General features: G+C 61.3%; 13 protein-coding genes. 12 read left to right on the forward strand and 1 reads right to left on the reverse strand.

Going from position 1 to position 21,603, the window contains the following annotated elements; genetic code table 11:
* Nucleotides 1–43: 43 nt before the first annotated feature.
* The 11 genes from ASD36_RS23405 (at nucleotide 44) to ASD36_RS23455 (ending at nucleotide 19,270) form a co-directional block, all read left to right on the forward strand.
* Nucleotides 44–430: a VOC family protein gene (locus tag ASD36_RS23405; RefSeq protein ID WP_060506566.1), complete on the forward strand. Its 387-nt coding sequence runs from the start codon at nucleotides 44–46 to the stop codon at nucleotides 428–430.
* Between the two features lie 111 nt (nucleotides 431–541).
* A complete protein-coding gene (locus ASD36_RS23410; RefSeq protein ID WP_060511906.1) occupies nucleotides 542–1,882 on the forward strand; it encodes an FAD-binding oxidoreductase in 1,341 nt (446 codons plus the stop codon).
* Between the two features lie 128 nt (nucleotides 1,883–2,010).
* Complete coding sequence (locus ASD36_RS23415) at nucleotides 2,011–5,340, forward strand: transglutaminase family protein (protein ID WP_060511907.1); 3,330 nt, start codon at nucleotides 2,011–2,013, stop codon at nucleotides 5,338–5,340.
* A 7-nt stretch (nucleotides 5,341–5,347) separates the two neighbouring features.
* A complete protein-coding gene (locus tag ASD36_RS23420) occupies nucleotides 5,348–7,762 on the forward strand; it encodes a circularly permuted type 2 ATP-grasp protein (RefSeq protein ID WP_060506569.1) in 2,415 nt (804 codons plus the stop codon).
* A gap of 40 nt (nucleotides 7,763–7,802) precedes the next feature.
* Entirely contained in the window at nucleotides 7,803–8,681 is an 879-nt protein-coding gene (locus tag ASD36_RS23425; RefSeq protein ID WP_060506570.1) for a transglutaminase family protein, read from the forward strand.
* 246 nt (nucleotides 8,682–8,927) lie between these two features.
* Nucleotides 8,928–9,863, forward strand: a complete 936-nt coding sequence (locus ASD36_RS23430) for a pilus assembly protein TadG-related protein (protein ID WP_082512314.1) — start codon at nucleotides 8,928–8,930, stop codon at nucleotides 9,861–9,863.
* A 281-nt stretch (nucleotides 9,864–10,144) separates the two neighbouring features.
* On the forward strand, nucleotides 10,145–12,607 hold the full coding sequence (locus ASD36_RS23435; RefSeq protein WP_060506614.1) for a glycogen/starch/alpha-glucan phosphorylase: 2,463 nt from the start codon (nucleotides 10,145–10,147) through the stop codon (nucleotides 12,605–12,607).
* Entirely contained in the window at nucleotides 12,604–14,814 is a 2,211-nt protein-coding gene (gene glgB, locus ASD36_RS23440; RefSeq protein WP_060506572.1) for a 1,4-alpha-glucan branching protein GlgB, read from the forward strand. The genes ASD36_RS23435 and glgB overlap by 4 nt, the downstream gene beginning before the upstream one ends.
* Nucleotides 14,815–14,935: 121 nt before the next feature.
* Nucleotides 14,936–16,195, forward strand: coding sequence for a glucose-1-phosphate adenylyltransferase (glgC, locus tag ASD36_RS23445; protein WP_060506573.1), 1,260 nt, complete (start codon nucleotides 14,936–14,938; stop codon nucleotides 16,193–16,195).
* 2 nt (nucleotides 16,196–16,197) lie between these two features.
* Entirely contained in the window at nucleotides 16,198–17,637 is a 1,440-nt protein-coding gene (gene glgA / locus ASD36_RS23450) for a glycogen synthase GlgA (protein ID WP_060506574.1), read from the forward strand.
* Between the two features lie 4 nt (nucleotides 17,638–17,641).
* Nucleotides 17,642–19,270, forward strand: coding sequence for an alpha-D-glucose phosphate-specific phosphoglucomutase (locus tag ASD36_RS23455; protein ID WP_060511909.1), 1,629 nt, complete (start codon nucleotides 17,642–17,644; stop codon nucleotides 19,268–19,270).
* Nucleotides 19,271–19,407: 137 nt separating this feature from the next.
* Here ASD36_RS23455 and ASD36_RS23460 read toward each other — a convergent pair whose 3' ends face one another.
* On the reverse strand, nucleotides 19,408–20,319 hold the full coding sequence (locus ASD36_RS23460; protein WP_060506576.1) for an aldo/keto reductase: 912 nt from the start codon (nucleotides 20,317–20,319) through the stop codon (nucleotides 19,408–19,410).
* Between the two features lie 176 nt (nucleotides 20,320–20,495).
* Here ASD36_RS23460 and ASD36_RS23465 point away from each other — a divergent pair, with 176 nt between their 5' ends.
* Nucleotides 20,496–21,206 carry an SH3 domain-containing protein gene (locus tag ASD36_RS23465; RefSeq protein ID WP_082512308.1) on the forward strand — a complete coding sequence of 237 codons (711 nt, stop codon included), beginning with the start codon at nucleotides 20,496–20,498 and terminating at the stop codon, nucleotides 21,204–21,206.
* Nucleotides 21,207–21,603: the final 397 nt, after the last annotated feature.

Consider the following 21,603-nt stretch of genomic DNA (forward strand, 5'->3'; position numbering starts at 1 on the left):
ACAAATCGCCGGAGCCTTGCCGCCGGCTGCTCCCGGAGCCCCCATGAAACTGGATGCAATCGAGGTCATCACCCTGTTCGTCGATGATATCGACAAAGCGAAAGCGTTCTACCAGACGGTCTTTACGCCGGAGATCGTCTACGAAGACGAGGTATCCGCCGTGCTGAAGTTTTCGGGCACGATGATCAACCTGCTCAAATCAACCGAAGCACCCGGGTTGGTCGCACCGTCAATCGTCGCCAAGTCATCATCCGGGTCCCGGGTTCTCCTGACAATCAAGGTCGATGATACCGATGCTACCTGCACCGAGCTGCGCCGCCGCGGCGTAACGCTGCTCAACGGTCCCATCGATCGCCCTTGGGGCCGCCGCACCGCCGCTTTTGCCGATCCCTCGGGCCATGTCTGGGAGATTGCCCAGGAAATCACTTGATCACGCATTCCCTCCGGCAGCAAATACGCGCGGCTGCACTGCCTCCAAACGGGGCATTTCTGCAACCGCTAAAATATGCTAGATGTCGCCCACCAGTCCGGGTCAAACATCATGTCCAATTCGCTGCTCGACGCACTGACCGCTGCAGAACTTCACTGTCCGGTGATCACGGCCGGCGATCCGGACTATGATCGCTATCGCCGTGTCTGGAACGGGATCGCCGACCGGCGGCCTGCCGCGATCGTGCGCCCGCAGGATATCGAGGATGTTCAAAGGGCCGTGCGGGCGGCGGCCGCCTCCGGAGCCTTGCTCGCCGTGCGCGGCGGTGGCCATAGCTTGCCCGGCCTGTCCACCTGCAATGACGGCCTGGTGCTTGATCTGTCGTTGATCCGTTCCGTCGTCATCGACAACACCGCCCAGACCGTCGAGGTCGGCGGCGGCGCCTTGCTTGGCGATCTTGACCGCGCAACAGTTCCGAAAGGCTACATCGTCCCGGCGGGCGTGATTTCCCATACCGGGGTCGCCGGCCTGACGCTGGGTGGAGGCATGGGCTGGGCAAGCCGGAAATATGGGCTGACCATCGACAGCCTGCTGGGCGCCGAAATTGTTCTCGCCACCGGCGATGTCACCTGGACGAGCCCGACCTGGAACCCGGAACTCTTCTGGGCCATCCGCGGCGGCGGCGGAAATTTCGGCGTCATTACCCGCTTCAGGTTCCAGTTGCATCCGTTCAGCGGCATCGTCGCAGGTCAATGGCTCTACCCGATAGAGCGTGCGCGGCAGGTCTTATCGGGATTGCGCGGCCTGGCGCGTGAACAATCCAACGATTTTGCGGTATCATTCACGGTATCCCCGTCCGGCATCAACGTCACAGCCGTCTGGTACGGAGACGCCGGGCTCGCAAGAGCCGCCTTATCCCCTTTCGGTACCCTGGCGGACGGCGCCACCGGTGGCCTCGAGAACCTGCCTTATCTCACTTTACAGAGCCGCAACGACGCGGCCTTCGCATGGTCGCGCCGTTATTATTCCAAGGGCGGCTTCTGGCCCGATATCAGCGACGGGGCAATCGAACATATTGTGGCGGCGATCACCCAAGCACCGACGCCGGATTGTGAGATTTACGCCATCCAGCTCGGCGGCGCGATCCGCGATATACCGGACGACGCAACCGCTTACACCGGAAGAAGCGCAGGCTACTATTGGCTATCCGAACCGATCTGGGATGACATGGCCGACGATGACAGGTGTATCGAATGGGGTCGCACCACCGGTCGGTTGCTGTCCGACAGTTCGATCATCGGCAACTATGTCAACGAGCAGGGTGACAGCGGTTCAAACATCGCCCGCGATGCCTATGGTCCCGAAAAATACCAGCGCCTTGCCCGGCTGAAGGCCCGCCTTGACCCGGCAAACCTGTTCCGCCTCAATCAGAATATCGAGCCGCAGGAATAACTGTCACGCATACGCGGATACTCCTGCGGCGCATGAATCCCTCCGTCGGGAATTGCGCCTTGCAATCTCTCTTCGCATTGCACAAAATCCCTTCAATGGCGGCATAGATCCGCCTTTAAGGGGACAGCATGGCGATCAAGGCAAGCATCTATCACCTGACGCATTACAAGTATGACAAGCCGGTACGGCTCGGCCCCCAGGTGATCCGGCTGAAACCGGCCGCCCATTCCAAGACCAAGGTCATCAGCCACTCGCTCAAGGTCACGCCGGAAAACCACTTCGTCACGCTGCAGCAGGACCCCTACGGCAACTATCTTTCCCGCTACGTCTTCCCCGATCCCGTCACCGAGTTGAAGATCGAGGTCGATCTCGTCGCCGACATGACGGTCTACAATCCCTTCGACTTCTTCATCGAGGAAGAGGCCGAGATATTTCCGTTTACCTACCCGGAAGACATCCGCGACGACCTGAAGATTTACATGCAGCCGGAGCCGATGAGCCCGGTGCTGCAGGTCTATCTGGACGGCATCGACCTCAACCCCACCCGCACCATCGATTTCATCGTCGGCCTCAATGCCCGCCTGCAACAGACAGTCAACTACGTCATCCGCATGGAGCCCGGCGTCCAGACGCCGGAAGAGACGCTGGCGCTGGCGCTCGGCTCCTGCCGCGACTCCAGCTGGCTGCTCGTCCAAATCCTGCGCAATCTCGGCCTCGCCGCCCGTTTCGTCTCCGGCTATCTCATCCAGCTCGCCCCGGACCTGAAGGCGCTCGACGGCCCGTCTGGCACAGAAGTCGATTTCACCGATCTGCACGCCTGGTGCGAGGTCTATATCCCCGGCGCCGGCTGGGTCGGGCTCGATCCCACGTCCGGGCTGTTGACCGGCGAAAGCCACATCCCGCTCGCAGCCACCCCACATTACCGCAACGCCGCACCGATCTCCGGCGGCCTCTATGGCGATGCCAACACGACCTTCGACTTCGACATGAAGGTGGCGCGCGTCGCCGAACATCCGCGCATCACCAAGCCGTTTTCAGAGGAAAGCTGGCAGGCGCTGAATGCCCTCGGCGAACATGTCGATACCGTGCTCAACGATGCCGATGTGCGCCTGACCATGGGCGGCGAACCGACCTTCGTCTCGATTGACGACTTTGAATCGGAGGAATGGAACACCGGCGCCGTTGGCCCGACCAAACGCGACAAGGCCGACGAACTGATCCGCCGGCTGCGTGAGCGCTTCGCCCCCGGCGGCTTCCTGCATTATGGCCAGGGCAAATGGTATCCCGGCGAGAGCCTGCCGCGCTGGACGTTCTCGCTCTACTGGCGCAAGGACGGAAAGCCGATCTGGCACGATCCGGCCTTGATTGCCGCGGAAGGCCAAAACACCGCAGTGACGGAAAAGCATGCCGCAGACCTCCTGGCCGGCATCGCGGCGGCTCTCGAGATCGAGCCGGACATGATCATCCCGGCCTTCGAGGATCCGGCCGAATGGATCATCAAGGAAGGCAGCCTTCCCGAAAATGTCGACCCGTCCAATTCCAAACTCGAAAGCGCCGAGGAACGCGCCCGTATCGCCAAGGTGTTCGAGCGTGGCCTGACGACGGCAACCGGCTATATCCTGCCCGTTCAGGCGTGGAACGCCAAGGCCGATGGACGCCGCTGGATCAGTGAAAAATGGAAAACCCGCCGCGGCAAGATTTTCCTGATCCCCGGCGATAGCCCGATCGGCTTCCGTATGCCGCTCGGCACCCTGCCTTATGTGCCGCCGTCGCAGTACCCATATATCCATCAGGCCGACCCTTCGATCCCGCGTGGCCCCCTGCCGGATTACAGCGCGCCGTCCCGGACGCTGGCGCAGGCATCGCGTAGATCAAGCGAACCGCAGCAGGACCGCAACGAACAAACGATCGCCGGTTCGCCGGATGACATCCGCGGCGCCGTGCGCACCGCCATGAGCGTCGAGCCGCGCGATGGCCGCCTCTGTGTCTTCATGCCGCCGGTCGAGCGGATCGAGGACTATCTCGATTTGGTCGCGGCCGCCGAAAAGGCAGCCGCCGATCTCGGCCTGCCGGTTCATATCGAAGGCTATTCACCGCCGCAGGACGAGCGCATCAATATCATGCGCGTTGCGCCCGATCCCGGCGTCATCGAGGTCAATATCCATCCGGCGTCCAACTGGGCCGACTGCGTCGCCATCACCACGGCGATCTACGAGGAAGCCCGCCTCACCCGGCTTGGCGCCGACAAGTTCATGATCGATGGCCGCCATACCGGCACCGGCGGCGGCAACCATGTGGTTGTTGGCGGCGACAATCCAGGCAACAGCCCGTTCCTGCGCCGCCCGGACCTTTTGAAAAGCCTGGTGCTGCACTGGCAGCGCCATCCATCGATGTCCTATCTGTTCTCCGGCATGTTCATCGGCCCGACCAGCCAGGCGCCGCGCGTCGATGAAGCCCGGCACGATACGCTCTACGAACTGGAAATCGCCATGGCGCAGGTGCCGCCGCCCGGTGCGGGACAACAACCATTGCCCTGGATGGTCGACCGCTTATTCCGCAATCTTCTGACCGACGTCACCGGTAACACCCATCGCTCGGAAATCTGCATCGACAAACTGTTTTCCCCGGATGGCCCGACCGGCCGCCTCGGCCTCGTCGAATTCCGCGGCTTTGAAATGCCGCCGAATGCCCGCATGAGCCTTGCCCAGCAACTGATGGTGCGGGCGCTGATCGCCCGCTACTGGCAGAACCCGGGCGAAGGCAAGCTGGTGCGCTGGGGCACGACGCTGCACGACCGGTTCATGCTGCCGCATTATGTCTGGCAGGATTTCCTCGACGTGCTCAACGACCTTAGAGCCAACGGCTTCGACATCCGCCCGGAATGGTTCGAAGCCCAGCTCGAATTCCGTTTCCCCTTCTGCGGCGAAGTCGAATATGGGGGCGCCAAGCTGGAACTGCGCCAGGCGCTGGAACCCTGGCATGTGATGGGCGAGGAAGGCGCGATCGGCGGCACCGTGCGCTATGTCGACAGTTCCGTCGAGCGCCTGCAGGTCAAGCTGGAAACCGCCAATCCCGAGCGTTATACCGTCGCCTGCAATGGCCGTGCATTGCCGCTCACCAAGACCGGCTTTAATGGCGTGTCCGTCGCCGGGGTGCGCTACAAGGCCTGGCAGCCCGCGTCGGGTTTGCATCCCAATTTGCCGGTTAACACGCCACTTACATTCGATATTTATGATACATGGTCGAAACGCTCGATCGGCGGCTGCATCTACCATGTTGCCCATCCGGGTGGACGCAATTACGACACGTTCCCGGTGAACGGCAATGAAGCGGAAGCCAGAAGGCTCGCCCGTTTCGAACCGTGGGGGCATACCGCCGGAGCCTTTGCTCTGGCGCCGGAAGCCCCATCGGCAGAATTTCCCCTGACGCTCGATTTGCGGCGTCCGGCAGGCATGTAGGACCTTGATGTCAAAGAAACAGACGGCCCAGGCGACACGCAGCGAAGACCGGATCGGCAACGATCCGGTCTTCGGCTATCGTGCACTCCCCGGCATTGCCGATGAAATGCTCGATACGCAAGGCAATGTCCGGCCGGTCTGGCAGCATTTTCTATCCTCCATCGGCCGCATGGACGAAACGGAACTCTCCAACCGCTTCGCCCGCGCCGACCGCTACCTGCGCGATGCCGGCGTGTTCTACCGGGCCTATGGCACCAAGGAGAATTCGGAGCGCAACTGGCCGCTTTCGCATGTCCCCGTGCTGATTGACGACACCGAATGGCAGGCCGTCTCCAAGGGGCTTGTCCAGCGCGCCGAACTGCTGGAGCGCATCGCCGCTGATATCTACGGCCCGAACCGGCTTGTCGCCGAAGGGTTCCTGCCCCCGTCGCTGGTCGCGGGCAATCCGGAATTCCTGCGCCCGATGGTCGGGGTTCTGCCGGCCGACGGCCATTTCCTGCATTTCTGTTCCTTCGAAATCGGCCGCGGCCCGGACGGCAATTGGTGGGTGCTGTCGGACCGCACCGAGGCCCCGTCCGGCGCCGGTTTCGCGCTCGAAAACCGCGTCGCCACCACCCGCGCCTTTTCCGATCTCTATGCCGAAACCCATGTCCACCGCCTCGCGGGCTTCTTCGGTGCCTTCCGCGACGAATTGCAATCGCGCAAGAAACATCCGGACGACCGCATCGCCGTTCTGACGCCGGGCGTCGCCAACGAGACCTATTTCGAACACGCCTATATCGCCCGCTATCTCGGCTTCATGCTGCTGGAAGGTGAAGACCTGACGGTGGTCGATGGCCGCGTCATGGTCCGCACCGTCGCTGGTCTGAAACCCGTCGGTGTCCTCTGGCGCCGCCTCGATGCCGCCTTTGCCGATCCGCTGGAACTGAACCAGAGCTCGCATATCGGCACGCCCGGCATTGTCGAGGCGCTGCGCTCCGGCTCTGTCTCGATCGTCAATTCACTCGGCTCCGGCATCCTCGAAACCCGCGCCTTTCTCGCCTTCATGCCGACCATCTGCCGTCATCTGCTTGGCGAAGATCCCGTGCTGCCAAGCATCGCCACATGGTGGTGCGGCCAGCAGCCGGAACGTGATCAGGTAGCGGGCAATATCGAGAAGATGGTCATCGGCCCGGCCTATTCCACCCGGCCGTTCTTTGACGATAACGGCCAATCCGTGCTTGGCTCGTCGCTGCGCGATACCGCCAAGACATCCGTTGCAGAATGGCTGCAGACCGACGGCCCGAAACTCGTCGGCCAGGAAGTCGTCACCCTCTCCACCACGCCCGCCTGGATCAACGGCAAGCTGACGCCGCGGCCGATGAGCCTGCGCGTCTACGTCGCCCGCACCCGCGATGGCTGGCAGGTGATGCCCGGCGGCTTTGCCCGCATCGGCTCCGGAGCCGACGCCGCTGCCATCGCCATGCAGGCCGGTGGCTCGGCCGCCGATGTCTGGATCGTCAGCCAGAAACCCGTCGAGCAGATGACGCTTCTACCGGCGGAGGAAAGTTTTATCCGCATCATGCCCGGCAGCCTGCCGAGCCGGGCCGCCGACAATCTCTTCTGGCTCGGCCGCTATATCGAACGGGCCGAAGGTGCGCTGCGCATCCTGCGCGCGTGGCATGGACGCTTCGCCGAAACCGCCAATACCGAAATGCCGCTGTTGAAGGATATCACCGACTATCTGGCCGGGCTCGATATCGATACGAAACAGCCGGTGCCCGACAGCCTGATGGCCAATATCAACAGCGCCCTGTTTTCCGCCAGCAACATCCGTGACCGATTCTCCGCCGATGGCTGGCTGGCGCTCAACGATCTCGCCAAGACCGCCCGCAAATTCCAGTCGACGGTCCAGGCGGGCGACGACGCCACCCATGCGATGACCGTGCTCCTGCGCAAGCTCGCAGGCTTTGCCGGTCTGGTGCATGAAAACATGTACCGTTTCACCGGCTGGCGCTTCCTGTCGATCGGCCGCTATCTCGAGCGCGGCCTGCACATGACCCGTCTGCTTGGCCACCTGTCCGGCGAGGACGCGCCCGATGGCGCTTACGACATGCTGCTCGAAATCGGCGACAGCGTCATGACCCACCGCCGCCGCTACAACGTCAACACCGCCTCGCTCACCGTCACCGACCTTCTGGCGCTCGACCCGCTCAACCCGCGCTCGATCCTCTACCAGCTGAACGAGATCAAGACGGAGGTCGAGCAATTGCCGAATGCCTTCTCCAACGGCCAGATGTCGCCCTTCTATCGCGAAGCCATGAAGCTCCACGCTGGCCTTGCCGTCATGACGCCTGAAGCCATGAATGCCGCCGTCTACAACAATCTGGAACAGGAACTCGGCCGCTTCTCCGACATCCTCGCGCAAACCTATCTCGGATAAGATACGACAAACGCCGCACCGCGCCGGAATTGAGAAGCCCATGCTCTACGATATCAATCTGCGGATCACCTACACCTACGAAGTCCCGGTCTCCGGCGGCCGCCATGTCGTGCGCGTGCTCCCCCTGTCGCTTCCCGATCGCCAGCGCCTCGTTGCCGGCACCGTCACCTGCACGCCGGCACCGGAAGAGCGGCGCGACAGCATCGATTTCTTCGCCAATCCCTCGACCTCGATCCTGTTTCGCAAGCAGCACGAAAAGCTGGTGATCCGCATGCAGGCCCGCGTCCAGCTGGACCAACAGCCGCTCGCCGCCGATTTTTCACCGGACCTGTCACGGTTTCCCACGGAGATCGCCAATCTCTGGTCGCTCGACGCCAATTCGCCCCATCATTTCCTCGGCGCCAGCCCGCGTCTTCCAGAGGATGCAGCGATCGGGGCCTATGCCCGCAACATCGTCAAATCCGGCATGACCATCCGCCAGATCGCCACCGCCATCTGCGCCCAGATCCACACGGACTTTGCTTACGACCCGAAAGCGACCACGGTCGATACGACCCCGCGCGAGGCCTTCAAGCTGAAGCGCGGCGTCTGCCAGGATTTCACCCATGTGATGATCACGGCGTTGCGCAGCCTCGGTATCCCCGCCGGCTATGTCAGCGGCTTTCTGCGCACCATCCCGCCGCCGGGCAAGGAACGCCTCGAAGGTGCCGACGCCATGCATGCCTGGGTGCGTGTCTGGTGTGGAACGACCACCGGCTGGCTCGAACTCGACCCGACCAACAATATTTTCGCAGGCCTCGATCACATCGTCGTCGGCCACGGCCGCGACTATAGCGATGTCGCACCAGTCATCGGTGTTTTGAAAAGCTACGGATCGCACAAGACCGAACAGGCCGTCGACGTCATTCCTCTACAGTGACCCGAAACGGGAAGATCCCCGGTCCCCTTTTTGTACACCCGGAACCGGAGGAAACGCCTGCGTTCAAGGGACAATTAGAATTGTATTCAATTGCAACCCATGCGCTGAACGGGATCGTAATATTTACCGGATAAAACCCTGCCTCATGGGAAAATGATTATTCCAGGTAGGTAAAAAGTGACCAAGAAAACCCGTCTTCTTCAATCATGCCTTAATCTTGCCGCCGATAAGTCCGGCAATTTCGCAATGTTGACCGCCGTCATCTTGCCCGTCGTTCTTGTTGCGGGTGGTTCTGCGGTCGATTACAGCGTTGCCTTCTCGGAGAAGTCCAAGTTGCAGGATATCGCCGATGGGGCGGTTTTGGCCGGTGGAGGGGTTTTCGACGGCAGCAATTTCTCGACGGCAAAGGCGATGGCCGAGAAGTTTATCGCAGCGCGGGCAAAAGGCGCGCTGGATGAAGAGGCTATCAATGAAGAAACCAACCCGGATGAGAAACTCAGTGTGTTGCGCTATAAGGTCGGCGCCAAGGATAATACACTCACCGTCACGATGACCAAGCCGGTGCCGACGAGCCTGATGAAGATTGCATCGATAAACTCCGTCAATGTGAGCGTCACTGCATCGGCGCTGTCTCCGATGAAGCCCGAAAAGATCACCTTCACACCAACCAAGGCGCAGGGCTGGTACTACAAGAAAATTTCCATTCTCGTCCTGCGCAAAGGCGCCACCACTGAAGATGTTGTCGGTACGGTGGTTTATCAGCCTACGACCCAGGCGGGCGGCGGTTCAGGCACCTACGTGGCCAACCCGAAAGGGATTATCGACCTTGGCAAGTATACGAATTTGGCACTCCGCATGGACATCAAGAACGATGGGTGCGACATAGGCTACAAGGCCACGGTCAAGAACAGCACCGTCACGTGCAACAAGAGCACCAAAACGGCAGACCAGTCTTTCAACTCCGTTCTGCGCACCGATGACCCCGCCACAAGCAACCATCTGTTCGTGGACGGAAAGCAAGTCCCCCTCGGCGTAAAGGCATCGCTGGAAAGGTATTTCGGCTGCACCAAAACGCAGGACCATGCCTGGGAAGACGGCGGCGGCTGGGACCGGCAGGACTTTTTCTACACGGTCACCGCTACCTGCGGCGCCGACGGGAGCTATGTCCGCCTGACAAAGTAAAACGGCCGATAGGGTGGGCGAGCCACGGCCATGACCGTTCGCCTGACGCATTAACCGCTTTACCCTTTGCAATCGAAAGCCCGTTCCGAGATACCGGCGCGGGCTTTTTCGCGCTATCCGGCAAATCGCAAGCCGTTTCGAACCGGCCCTCTTCTACAATTTTCATCTTATTGAAAACACTATTGCAAGCGCTTCGTATCGGTGCATAAATCGCTCATATGCCCCGTTGGTGTTCGCCTCCGGTCTCCCAAACCGCTCGCAGAGGGTAAGCCTTTTCCATGATCGATCGTTTGTCCAACGAGAAAATTCCGAGCGCTGCCCCCCGCGCATCGAGCGCCGAAGTCCTTGCCCAGGAAATCATCGAGCGCCTCACCTACCGCATCGGCAAGGACCCGAAAGTCGCCAAACCGCATGACTGGCTGACCGCGGCCATCCTGGTCGTGCGCGACCGCATTACCGACAACTGGATGGAATCGACGCGCAAGACCTACGCCACCGATGCCAAGCGCGTCTATTATCTATCGCTTGAATTTCTGATCGGCCGCCTGATGCGCGATGCCGTCACCAATATCGGCCTGATGGACGAACTCCGCGAGGCGCTGGCCTCGTTCGGCGTCGATCTCGACGTCATCGCAGCTCTGGAACCCGACGCAGCACTCGGCAATGGCGGTCTTGGCCGCCTGGCCGCCTGTTTCATGGAATCGATGGCAACCGTCGATATCCCTGCCTATGGTTATGGCATCCGCTACGTCCACGGCCTGTTCCGCCAGCAGATGGCCGATGGCTGGCAGGTCGAGCTGCCGGAAACCTGGCTTGCCCACGGCAATCCCTGGGAATTCGAGCGCCGCGAAAGCTCCTACGAAATCGGCTTCGGCGGCTCGGTCGAAACCGTCAATGTCGATGAGGAAGTCACCCGCTACGTCTGGAAACCGGCCGAGCGTGTTATCGCCACGGCCTGCGATACGCCGGTCGTCGGCTGGCGCGCCAAGCGCGTCAACACGCTGCGCCTGTGGACAGCCCATCCGATCGACCCGATCCTGCTGGATGCCTTCAATGCCGGTGATCACATCGGCGCGCTCAGAGAAAGCAACAAGGCCGAAAGCCTTGCCCGCGTCCTCTACCCGGCAGACGCAACCCCAGCCGGTCAGGAACTGCGCCTGCGCCAGGAATTCTTCTTCTCGTCCGCCTCGCTGCAGGACATCCTGCGCCGCCATCTGCAGCAATATCCGGATTTCACCTCGCTGCCGGACAAGGTGGCGATCCAGCTGAACGATACCCATCCGGCCGTCTCCGTTGCCGAACTCGTCCGCCTGTTGACGGATGTTCACGGCATGGATTTCGAAACCGCCTGGGATATTGCCCGCCACACATTCTCCTACACCAACCATACGCTGCTGCCGGAAGCGCTCGAAACCTGGCCCGTGCCATTATTCGAACGGCTTTTGCCGCGCCACATGCAGATCGTCTATGCGATCAACGCCAAGATCCTGCTCGAGGCCCGCAAGCAGAAGTCGCACAGCGATCAGGAAGTCCGCAACATCTCGCTGATCGACGAGAGCGGCGACCGCCGCGTGCGCATGGGCAACCTCGCCTTTGTCGGATCCCATTCCATCAACGGCGTTTCCGCGCTCCATACCGAGCTGATGAAGGAAACCGTGTTTGCCGATCTGCACCGGCTCTATCCGGAGCGCATCAACAACAAGACCAACGGCATCACGCCGCGCCGCTGGCTGATGCAATGCAATCCCGAGCTTGTCACGCTGATCCGCGGTGCGATCGGCGATGAGTTCATGGACAATACAGAAGCCCTACAGGCGCTCGATCCCTTTGCCGACAAGCCGGATTTCCAGGAAAAATTCGCCGCCATCAAGCGCGCCAACAAGGTCAAGCTGGCCCAACTGGTGCAGAGCCGTATGGGCATCCGGCTGGATCCATCGGCGATGTTCGACATCCAGATCAAGCGCATCCACGAATACAAGCGCCAGCTCCTCAACATCATCGAGGCAATCTCGCTCTATGATCAGATCCGCTCGCATCCCGAGCTTGACTGGGTTCCGCGGGTCAAGCTGTTCGCCGGCAAGGCGGCGCCGAGCTATCACAATGCCAAGCTGATCATCAAGCTGGCCAACGATGTCGCCAAGGTGATCAACAACGATCCGGCCGTGCGCGGCCTGCTGAAAATCGTCTTCATCCCCAATTACAACGTCTCGCTGGCCGAAATCATGGTACCGGCCGCCGACCTGTCGGAACAGATTTCCACCGCCGGCATGGAAGCGTCCGGAACCGGAAACATGAAGTTCGCGTTGAACGGTGCGCTGACGATCGGAACGCTCGACGGCGCCAATGTCGAAATGCGTGACTGGGTCGGCGAAGAGAACATCAAGATCTTCGGGATGACGGCGGATGAAGTCGCCAAGGTGCGCGCCGAGGGCCACAATCCCCGCGCCATCATCGAGCAATCGCGTGAGCTGTCGCAGGCCCTGTTCGCGATCTCGTCCGGCGTCTTCTCTCCGGATGATCGCAATCGCTTCACTGGCCTTATTGACGGCATCTACAATCACGACTGGTTCATGGTGGCGGCCGATTTCGATGCCTATACCAAGGCCCAGCGCGAGGTGGACGCGATCTGGACGGACACGGGAAGCTGGTATTCCAAGACCATTCGTAACACCGCGCGCATGGGCTGGTTTTCCTCTGACCGTACAATCAGGCAATATGCCGGGGAAATTTGGAGAGCCGGATGACATCAGTGCCGAAAGACGCCACACCTGCCGCTCTGCCAGCCAGTCTGTCGGCGGAAGAGATCGCGGCGATCCTCGCTGGCACGCATAGCAATCCGTTCGCCGCCCTCGGCGTCCATCCCGCAGGCAAGGAGTTCGTCGCCCGCTGTTTCATCCCCGGCGCCGAAACGGTGACTGCCGAAACATTGACCGGCAAGGAGATCGGTACGCTGACCCGGCGCGACGATGCCGGCTTTTTCGAGGGCATCATTGCCGTCAAGAAGGCACAGCCGGTCCGCTACCGTGCCCGCAATAGCGGCGGTGAATGGACCGTCACCGATTGTTACAGCTTCGGGCCGGTGCTCGGTCCGATGGACGATTACTATATCCGTGAAGGCTCGCATCTGCGGCTGTTCGACAAAATGGGCGCGCATCCGATCAAACATGACGGCGCGGACGGATTTCACTTCGCCGTCTGGGCGCCAAATGCCAGGCGTGTTTCGGTTGTCGGTGATTTCAACGATTGGGACGGCCGCCGCCACGTGATGCGGCTGCGTCAGGATACCGGCATCTGGGAAATCTTCGTGCCGGACGTCCAGCCGGGCGCCATCTACAAATATGAGATCGTCGGCAAGAATGGCGAGTTGTTGCCGCTGAAGGCCGATCCTTTCGCCCGCCGCTCGGAACTGCGCCCGAAAAATGCCTCGATGACGGCTGGAGAGATCGAACAGGTCTGGCAGGACGACGCGCACCGCGCCCATTGGGCCAGCGTCGATGCCCGCCGCCAGCCGATCTCGATCTACGAGGTTCATGCCGCTTCCTGGCAGCGGCGCGACAATGGCGACATGCTGAGTTGGGACGAACTGGCAGAACGCCTGATCCCCTACTGCGTCGATATGGGCTTCACCCATATCGAGTTCCTGCCGATCACCGAATATCCCTATGATCCCTCCTGGGGATACCAGACCACCGGTCTCTATGCGCCGACCGCCCGCTTCGGCGAGCCGGAAGGTTTTGCCCGCTTCGTCAACGGCGCCCACAAAGTCGGCCTCGGCGTCATCCTCGATTGGGTGCCTGCCCATTTCCCGACCGACGCCCATGGCCTGCGCTGGTTCGATGGCACCGCCCTTTATGAGCATGAGGACCCGCGTCAGGGCTACCACCCCGACTGGAACACGGCGATCTACAATTTCGGCCGCGCCGAGGTGTTTTCCTACCTCGTCAACAACGCGCTCTACTGGGCCGAAAAATTCCATCTGGACGGTTTGCGCGTCGATGCGGTCGCCTCGATGCTCTATCTCGACTATTCGCGCAAGCATGGCGAATGGGTGCCGAACGAATATGGTGGCAACGAAAATCTCGATACCGTCCGCTTCCTCCAGACCATGAACAAGGAAGTCTACGGCAGCCATCCCGGCATCATCACAATCGCCGAGGAATCCACCTCCTGGCCGAAAGTCTCCGCTCCGGTCCATGCCGGCGGCCTCGGCTTCGGCTTCAAGTGGAACATGGGCTTCATGCACGACACGCTGCAATATCTGCAGCGCGAGCCGATCCATCGCAAGCACCACCACAACGACCTGACCTTCGGCCTGCTCTATGCGTTCAGCGAAAACTTCGTGCTGCCACTTTCCCATGACGAAGTGGTGCACGGCAAGGGCTCGCTGATTGCCAAGATGGCCGGCGACGACTGGCAGAAGTTCGCCAATCTCAGGGCCTATTACGGCTTCATGTGGGGATATCCCGGCAAGAAGCTCCTGTTCATGGGGCAGGAATTCGCCCAGTGGCAGGAATGGGCGGAAGACCGCGCGCTCGACTGGAACCTGTTGGAGTATCCCCTGCATGAAGGCATGCGCCGGCTGGTGCGTGACCTGAACGGCACCTATCGCAACAAGGCCGCGCTGCACGCCCGCGACTGCGAGGGAGAAGGGTTCGAATGGCTGATTGCCGACGACCGGGAAAATTCTGTCTTCGCCTGGCTGCGCAAGGCGCCCGGTGAAAAAACCATCGCCGTCATCAGCAACTTTACCCCGGTCTACCGGGAAAATTATACGATACCGTTGCCGGTGGAGGGGCGGTGGAAAGAAATTCTCAACAGCGATGCCGAGATTTATGGCGGCAGCGGCAAAGGCAACGGAGGAGCCGTCCAGGCAACCAAAAACAGTGCAGGCGTTATTACGGCAACCATCACCCTGCCGCCTTTGGCGACATTGATGCTGGAGCAGGACTAGTCCACGCCATGGCGGGCTCCCAAGACCCGTTCACGTCGCGGACCACAATAGTATTTGGAGAGGACGCAGTTCCAACGAGCGGTCAAATCGCCCTGGAACTATACTATCGGGAGGAAATTCAATGGAAAAACGCACCCAGCCCCTCGCCCGTGATGCAATGGCCTACGTCCTTGCCGGCGGCCGCGGAAGCCGCCTGAAGGAACTGACCGATCGCCGCGCCAAGCCTGCGGTCTATTTCGGCGGCAAGGCCCGCATCATCGATTTCGCGCTCTCCAACGCGCTGAATTCCGGTATCCGCCGCATCGGCGTCGCGACCCAGTACAAGGCGCATTCGCTGATCCGCCACCTGCAGCGCGGCTGGAACTTCCTGCGCCCGGAGCGTAACGAAAGTTTCGACATCCTGCCCGCCTCCCAGCGCGTCTCCGAGACGCAATGGTATGAAGGCACCGCCGACGCCGTCTATCAGAACATCGATATCATCGAGGATCATGGTGTCGAATACATGGTCATCCTGGCCGGCGACCATGTCTACAAGATGGACTATGAACTCATGCTGCAGCAGCATGTCGATTCCGGTGCCGACGTCACCATCGGTTGCCTGGAAGTGCCGCGCATGGAAGCGACCGGCTTCGGCGTCATGCATGTGGATGACAAGGACCAGATCATCGCTTTCGTCGAAAAGCCAGCCGACCCTCCGGGCATTCCCGGCAATCCGGAGATGGCGCTGGCCTCGATGGGCATCTATGTCTTCCACACCAAGTTCCTGATGGATGTGCTGCGCCGCGACGCCGCCGATCCGACATCGAGCCGCGACTTCGGCAAGGACATCATTCCCTACATCGTCCAGCACGGCAAAGCCGTCGCCCACCGCTTCAACCAGTCCTGCGTCCGCTCCGATTTCGAGCGCGAAGCCTATTGGCGCGATGTCGGCACGATCGATGCCTACTGGCAGGCCAATATCGACCTCACCCACGTCACCCCGGAACTCGACATTTACGACGGCACCTGGCCGATCTGGACATTCGCCGAGATCAAGCCGCCGGCAAAATTCGTCCATGACGATGAAAATCGCCGCGGGTCCGCCACCTCCTCGCTGGTATCAGGCGACTGCATCATTTCCGGCGCATCCTTGAACCGCTCCATGTTGTTTACCGGCGTCCGGGTGAATTCCTATTCCCGTCTCGATGGGGCAGTCATCCTGCCGAACGTCAAGATCGGCCGGCACACCCAGCTCAGCAACGTCGTCATCGACAGCCGCGTCGTCATCCCGGAAGGCCTCGTCGTCGGTGAGGATCCGGAATTCGATGCCAAGCGCTTCCGCCGCTCGGAAAACGGCATCTGCCTGATCACCCAGGCGATGATCGACAAGCTGGATCTGTGAGCATGGAAGTTCTGTCCGTCGCATCGGAAGTCTTTCCGCTGATCAAGACAGGGGGTCTCGCCGATGTGGCGGGCGCCCTGCCGGCGGCAATGAAACCGCACGGCGTGCGCATGCGCACGCTGATGCCGGGTTATCCGGTGGTGATGCAAAAGCTCAAGAAGCCGCAAAAGATCGGCGGCTTCGACAATCTCTTCGGCAACCCCGCCTCGATCCTTGCCGTCGATCACGATGGCCTCGATCTTCTCGTGCTCGATGCACCCGAACTGTTCGATCGCGACGGCGGGCCCTATGTCGATCAGACCGGCCGCGATTATGCCGACAATTTCCGCCGCTTCGCGGCCCTGTCTCTGGCTGCTGCCGAGATCGCCGGTGGCCTGCTGCCGAGCTGGAAGCCGGATCTCGTCCATGTGCATGACTGGCAGGCGGCGCTGACGCCGGTCTATATGCGATTCGGTCCCGCCCATGCGACGCCGGTGGTATTGACCATCCACAACATTGCCTTCCAGGGGCAGTTCGGGCCGGATGTCTTTGCCGAGCTGGCGCTGCCGCCGGAAGCCTTTTCGATGCACTATGTCGAGTATTTCGGCGATGTCGGCTTCCTCAAGGGAGGCCTGCAAACGGCCCACGCCATCACCACCGTCAGCCCGTCCTATGCCCAGGAAATCCTCACCCCGGAATTCGGCATGGGCTTTGAAGGCCTGCTGACGGCCCGCCTGTCCAGCCTCTCGGGCATCGTCAACGGCATCGACACCGAGATCTGGAATCCGCAGACAGACAAGAATATCGCCGAAACCTATGGCCCAACCTCGCTGAAGAAGCGCGAAGCCAACCGCAAGGCGCTGTCGGCGCAGTTCGGCTTCGACAACGCTCCCGGCCCGATCTTCTGCGTCGTCAGCCGTTTGACCTGGCAGAAGGGCATGGACGTGCTCGCCGAGGTGATCGACGATATCGTCGACAATGGCGGCAAGCTTGCCGTGCTCGGCTCCGGCGATCCGGCCCTCGAAGGTGCCTTCATCTCTGCCGCAGCCCGCCATCCCGGCCGGGTCGGCATGGTGATCGGGTACAACGAACCCCTGTCGCACCTGATGCAGGCCGGCGCCGATGCGATCCTCATTCCGTCCCGTTTTGAGCCCTGCGGCCTCACCCAGCTCTACGGCCTGCGCTACGGCTGCGTGCCGGTCGTCGCCCATACCGGTGGCCTTGCCGATACGATCATCGATGCCAACGAAGCGGCGCTCGCTGCAAAAGTTGCCACCGGCTTCCAATTCTCGCCCGTTTCTGCTGCAAGTTTGCGCCAGGCGCTTCGGCGTGTATTTACCGCCTACCGGCAACCGAAAGTCTGGGCTCGTCTCCAGGCCCAGGGTATGAAATCAGACGTTTCCTGGGATATGAGTGCGCATCGCTATGCCGACCTCTATTCCAGTCTTCTTGCGAAAGGCTAAGACCATGATCAGAACCGTTCAGACCACGCCCTATTTGGACCAGAAGCCCGGCACGTCCGGTCTGCGCAAGAAGGTCCCGGTCTTCCAGCAGAAGAACTATGCCGAGAACTTCATCCAGTCGATCTTCAACAGCCTCGACGGGTTCAAGGGCGAAACGCTGGTGATCGGCGGCGACGGCCGCTTTTACAACCGCGAAGTCATCCAGATCGCCATCAAGATGGCTGCAGCCAATGGTTTCGGCCGCATTCTGGTCGGCCGCGGCGGCATTCTCTCCACGCCGGCTGCATCCAACGTCATCCGCAAATACAAGGCTTTTGGCGGCATCGTACTCTCGGCCAGCCACAATCCCGGCGGCCCGACCGAGGATTTCGGCATCAAGTACAATATCGGCAATGGCGGTCCGGCCCCTGAAAAGGTCACCGACGCCATCTATGCCGGTACCCGCACGATCGAAAGCTACAAGATCGCCGAGGTCGCCGATATCAACCTCGATATCGAAGGCAGCCAGGATGTTGCCGGCCTGGAAGTCGTCGTCATCGACCCGGTCTCGGACTATGCCGAACTGATGGAGAAACTGTTCGATTTCCCCGCTATCCGCAACCTGATCGGCGGCGGCTTCCGCATCGTCTTCGACGCCATGAGCGCGGTGACCGGCCCCTATGCCAAGGAAATCCTCGAAAACCGTCTGGGCGCTGCCAAGGGCTCGGTGCTGAACTTCATTCCGCTTCCTGATTTCGGCGGCCACCATCCGGACCCCAACCTCGTCCACGCCCGCGCGCTTTACGAGGAAATGATGAGCGACGATGCGCCGGACTTTGGCGCTGCATCCGATGGCGACGGCGACCGTAACCTGATCATCGGCAAGGGCATTTTCATCACCCCGTCCGATAGCCTTGCAATGCTCGCCGCCAATGCGAACCTGGCGCCCGGCTATTCCAAGGGTCTTGCCGGTATCGCCCGCTCGATGCCGACCAGTGCCGCCGCCGACCGCGTTGCGGAAAAGCTTGGCATCGGCATGTTCGAGACCCCGACCGGCTGGAAATTCTTCGGCAACCTGATGGATGCAGGCCTCGTCACCATCTGCGGCGAGGAAAGTGCTGGCACCGGCTCAAACCACGTGCGCGAAAAGGACGGCCTCTGGGCGGTTCTGCTCTGGCTCAACATTCTCGCCGTGCGCATGGAAAGCGTCCAGGATATCGCCCGCCAGCATTGGACCACCTACGGCCGCAACTACTATTCCCGCCACGACTATGAAGAAGTTGATTCGGATGCCGCAAACGGCTTGATGACGGCGCTACGCGACCAGCTCGCCACCCTGCCCGGCAAGACCTTCGGCAAGCTGAAGGTCGCCACCGCCGACGACTTCTCCTACAATGACCCGATCGACAAATCGGTCTCAAACAACCAGGGTATCCGCATCCTGTTCGAAGGCGGCTCCCGCGTTGTCTTCCGCCTGTCGGGCACCGGCACGTCGGGCGCAACCCTGCGCGTCTATATCGAACGCTATGAGCCCGATGCCTCCAAGCATGATACGGAAAGCCAGGAAGCCCTTGCCGATCTGATCGCTGTTGCCGATCTGATCGCCGGTATCAAGACCCGCACCGGCCGCACCGAACCGTCTGTCATTACCTGACCGGATGAGGAGGCACCGCCTCGTTCCACCCTCCCCTTGAGGGGGAGGCTCGGCCCGCCGTGCCGGGGTGGGGTGACGCCCGGCGATGTTCCGAACCTTGGCAGATCGGAAATTGCAGCGCTGACCGCCGCCAGTCCTTACGCCACCGGCCGCCCGCTCGCCACTTCCAGGACCTGAAACCAGTCCTGCAGATCAAACTCGATCTCCACCGCCCGCGCCAGCGCCTTCACCCGCTCGGGATCCGTCGAGCCGATGATCGGCAGCGGTTTCGAAGGCAGCCGCAACAACCACGCCAGTGCGACCGTGCCCGGTCCCGAAACGCCATATTGGGCAGCAAGTGCGGTCAAGAGATCGACAAGCCGCGGGTTGCCTTTCTCCCGGTCGAACAGGCGTCCACCACCCAGCGGCGACCACGCCATCGGCGAGATCCCCAGACGCTGACAATCGTCCAGTGTTCCGTCGGTGAGCGGCGCCGTATGGCTGACCGAAAGCTCGATCTGGTTGGCGACGAGCGGGATGTTGAGCTTCGCTTGCAGAAGCGCGACCTGCGACGGCGTATAGTTCGAGACGCCGACCGCCCGCGTCTTGCCCTCCTTGACCAGTGCCTCCAACACCCCGGCCACCTCGGCCGCGTCCAGCAGCGGATCGGGCCGGTGCAGCAGCAGCAAATCCACATGATCGGTCTTCAGGTTGCGCAGCGAATTTTCCAGCGACAGGCGGATATGCCCGGCCGTGCTGTTATAGTGCTTGACCCGATGTTCCGGCCGAGCCGGGCCGGTCAGCGCGATGCCGCATTTCGTCACCAGCTCGATCCGGTTGCGCAGGTCCGGGCGGGTGGCCAACATCGCGCCGAACATCGCCTCGACGCGGTATCCCCCATAGATATCGGCATGGTCGATCGTGGTGATCCCGGCATCAAGGCATGTATCGACAGTGCGGGCAATCGAGGCGATTCCGCTCGTTTCCGGATTGCCGGCAATGCGAAACGCACCCCAGACCATTCTGGAAAATTCCGGGCCGTCGCGATGAAGCTTTATACGGAATGACATGATGCAGGGACACTCGCTCGGTGGTTTCTGAAACGGACAATGCAACGGCAGTTCCGCAACATATACCGGCACGGCAACGCCGATACAACGAAGGGTTATAGACGGGGGACACGAAGACGGAATAAGTTGCGATCGTTGCGAGATTCCGGCCGCTGGCAGATCAGATGGAGACTGACATGACGTTGACCACCCCCAAACCATTGGCTTTCGTCCTTGGCTTCGGCCTCTTCCTTGCCGCGTTCGCCTTCGTCAACCTTCCGACCGTCAGCTTCGCCCAGACGGCGAACGAGCGGCTTGCCTTCCCCCGCGGCAAATCCGGCACCGTCGTGCGCGATACCATTCGCGGCTATGAAAGCGTCGAGTATCACGTCGACCTGTCGGCCGGCCAGCGGCTGACCGTCGATCTGCAGACCAGCAATGCCAGCAATTATTTCAACGTGACCGCCCCCGGCGCGGCCGAAGCCATGTTCGCCGGCTCCAGCGAGGGCAATCGTTTCCAGGCCAGGGTTCCCTCCAGTGGTGACTACAAGATCACCGTCTACCTGATGCGCAATGCCGCCCGGCGCAACGAGACGGCCCGTTACACCCTTTCAGTCAGCGCTACAGGCGCCGTCGCTGCCAAACCACAGCCGGGTGGCGATTATGCCGACGGCCTGTCCGGTGGACCCGACTGGTGGCAGGTGTCCGGCGTCTCCTCGAACGACACGCTGAACATCCGTACCCTGCCCTCGGCGCAGGGCCGCGTCGTCGCCCAGTTGGTCAACGGCGAATTGCTGCGCAACATGGGTTGCCGCATGTCGGCCGGCCAGCGCTGGTGCCGCGTCTCCACCGAAGACGGCATCCGCGGCTGGGCCGCCGGCCGCTTCCTGCGCGAAGCCAGCCGGTAAAGATCGCTTTGCGGACGGCTTGAAAGCCGCAGAAACCAGGCAGGCCGGCGCTGTTACCACTATTTCCGGCGGTCATCTCCGGCAAGGATTTTTTGGGGGGCCTCAAATCTCTCCGTCATGTCAGTCCTTGCAGCGGGGATGGCGGAGGAAATATCCATCCTCCCGGGTGCTAAAAAATCATCTCGCGTGAGCAGGACAAAACGAGCATCTTCCCTTTAACGTCAAATACTTGTCGCCCAATCTCCTCTACGCCCGCGCACCCCAATCGCACCGAAAATCCCCGCGATCAAAACCTGTGTCATCATCATTGCGTCCTGTCATCGGCGAGACCGCTAGGCGTAGCGGTGAGACAGGGCCGGTGCCGGGTGGAGGACAGACGTAAGCCTTTGTCCGGTGG

Origin of the sequence: Rhizobium sp. Root1334 (genome assembly GCF_001426665.1) — a bacterium.
Classification (GTDB): domain Bacteria; phylum Pseudomonadota; class Alphaproteobacteria; order Rhizobiales; family Rhizobiaceae; genus Pararhizobium.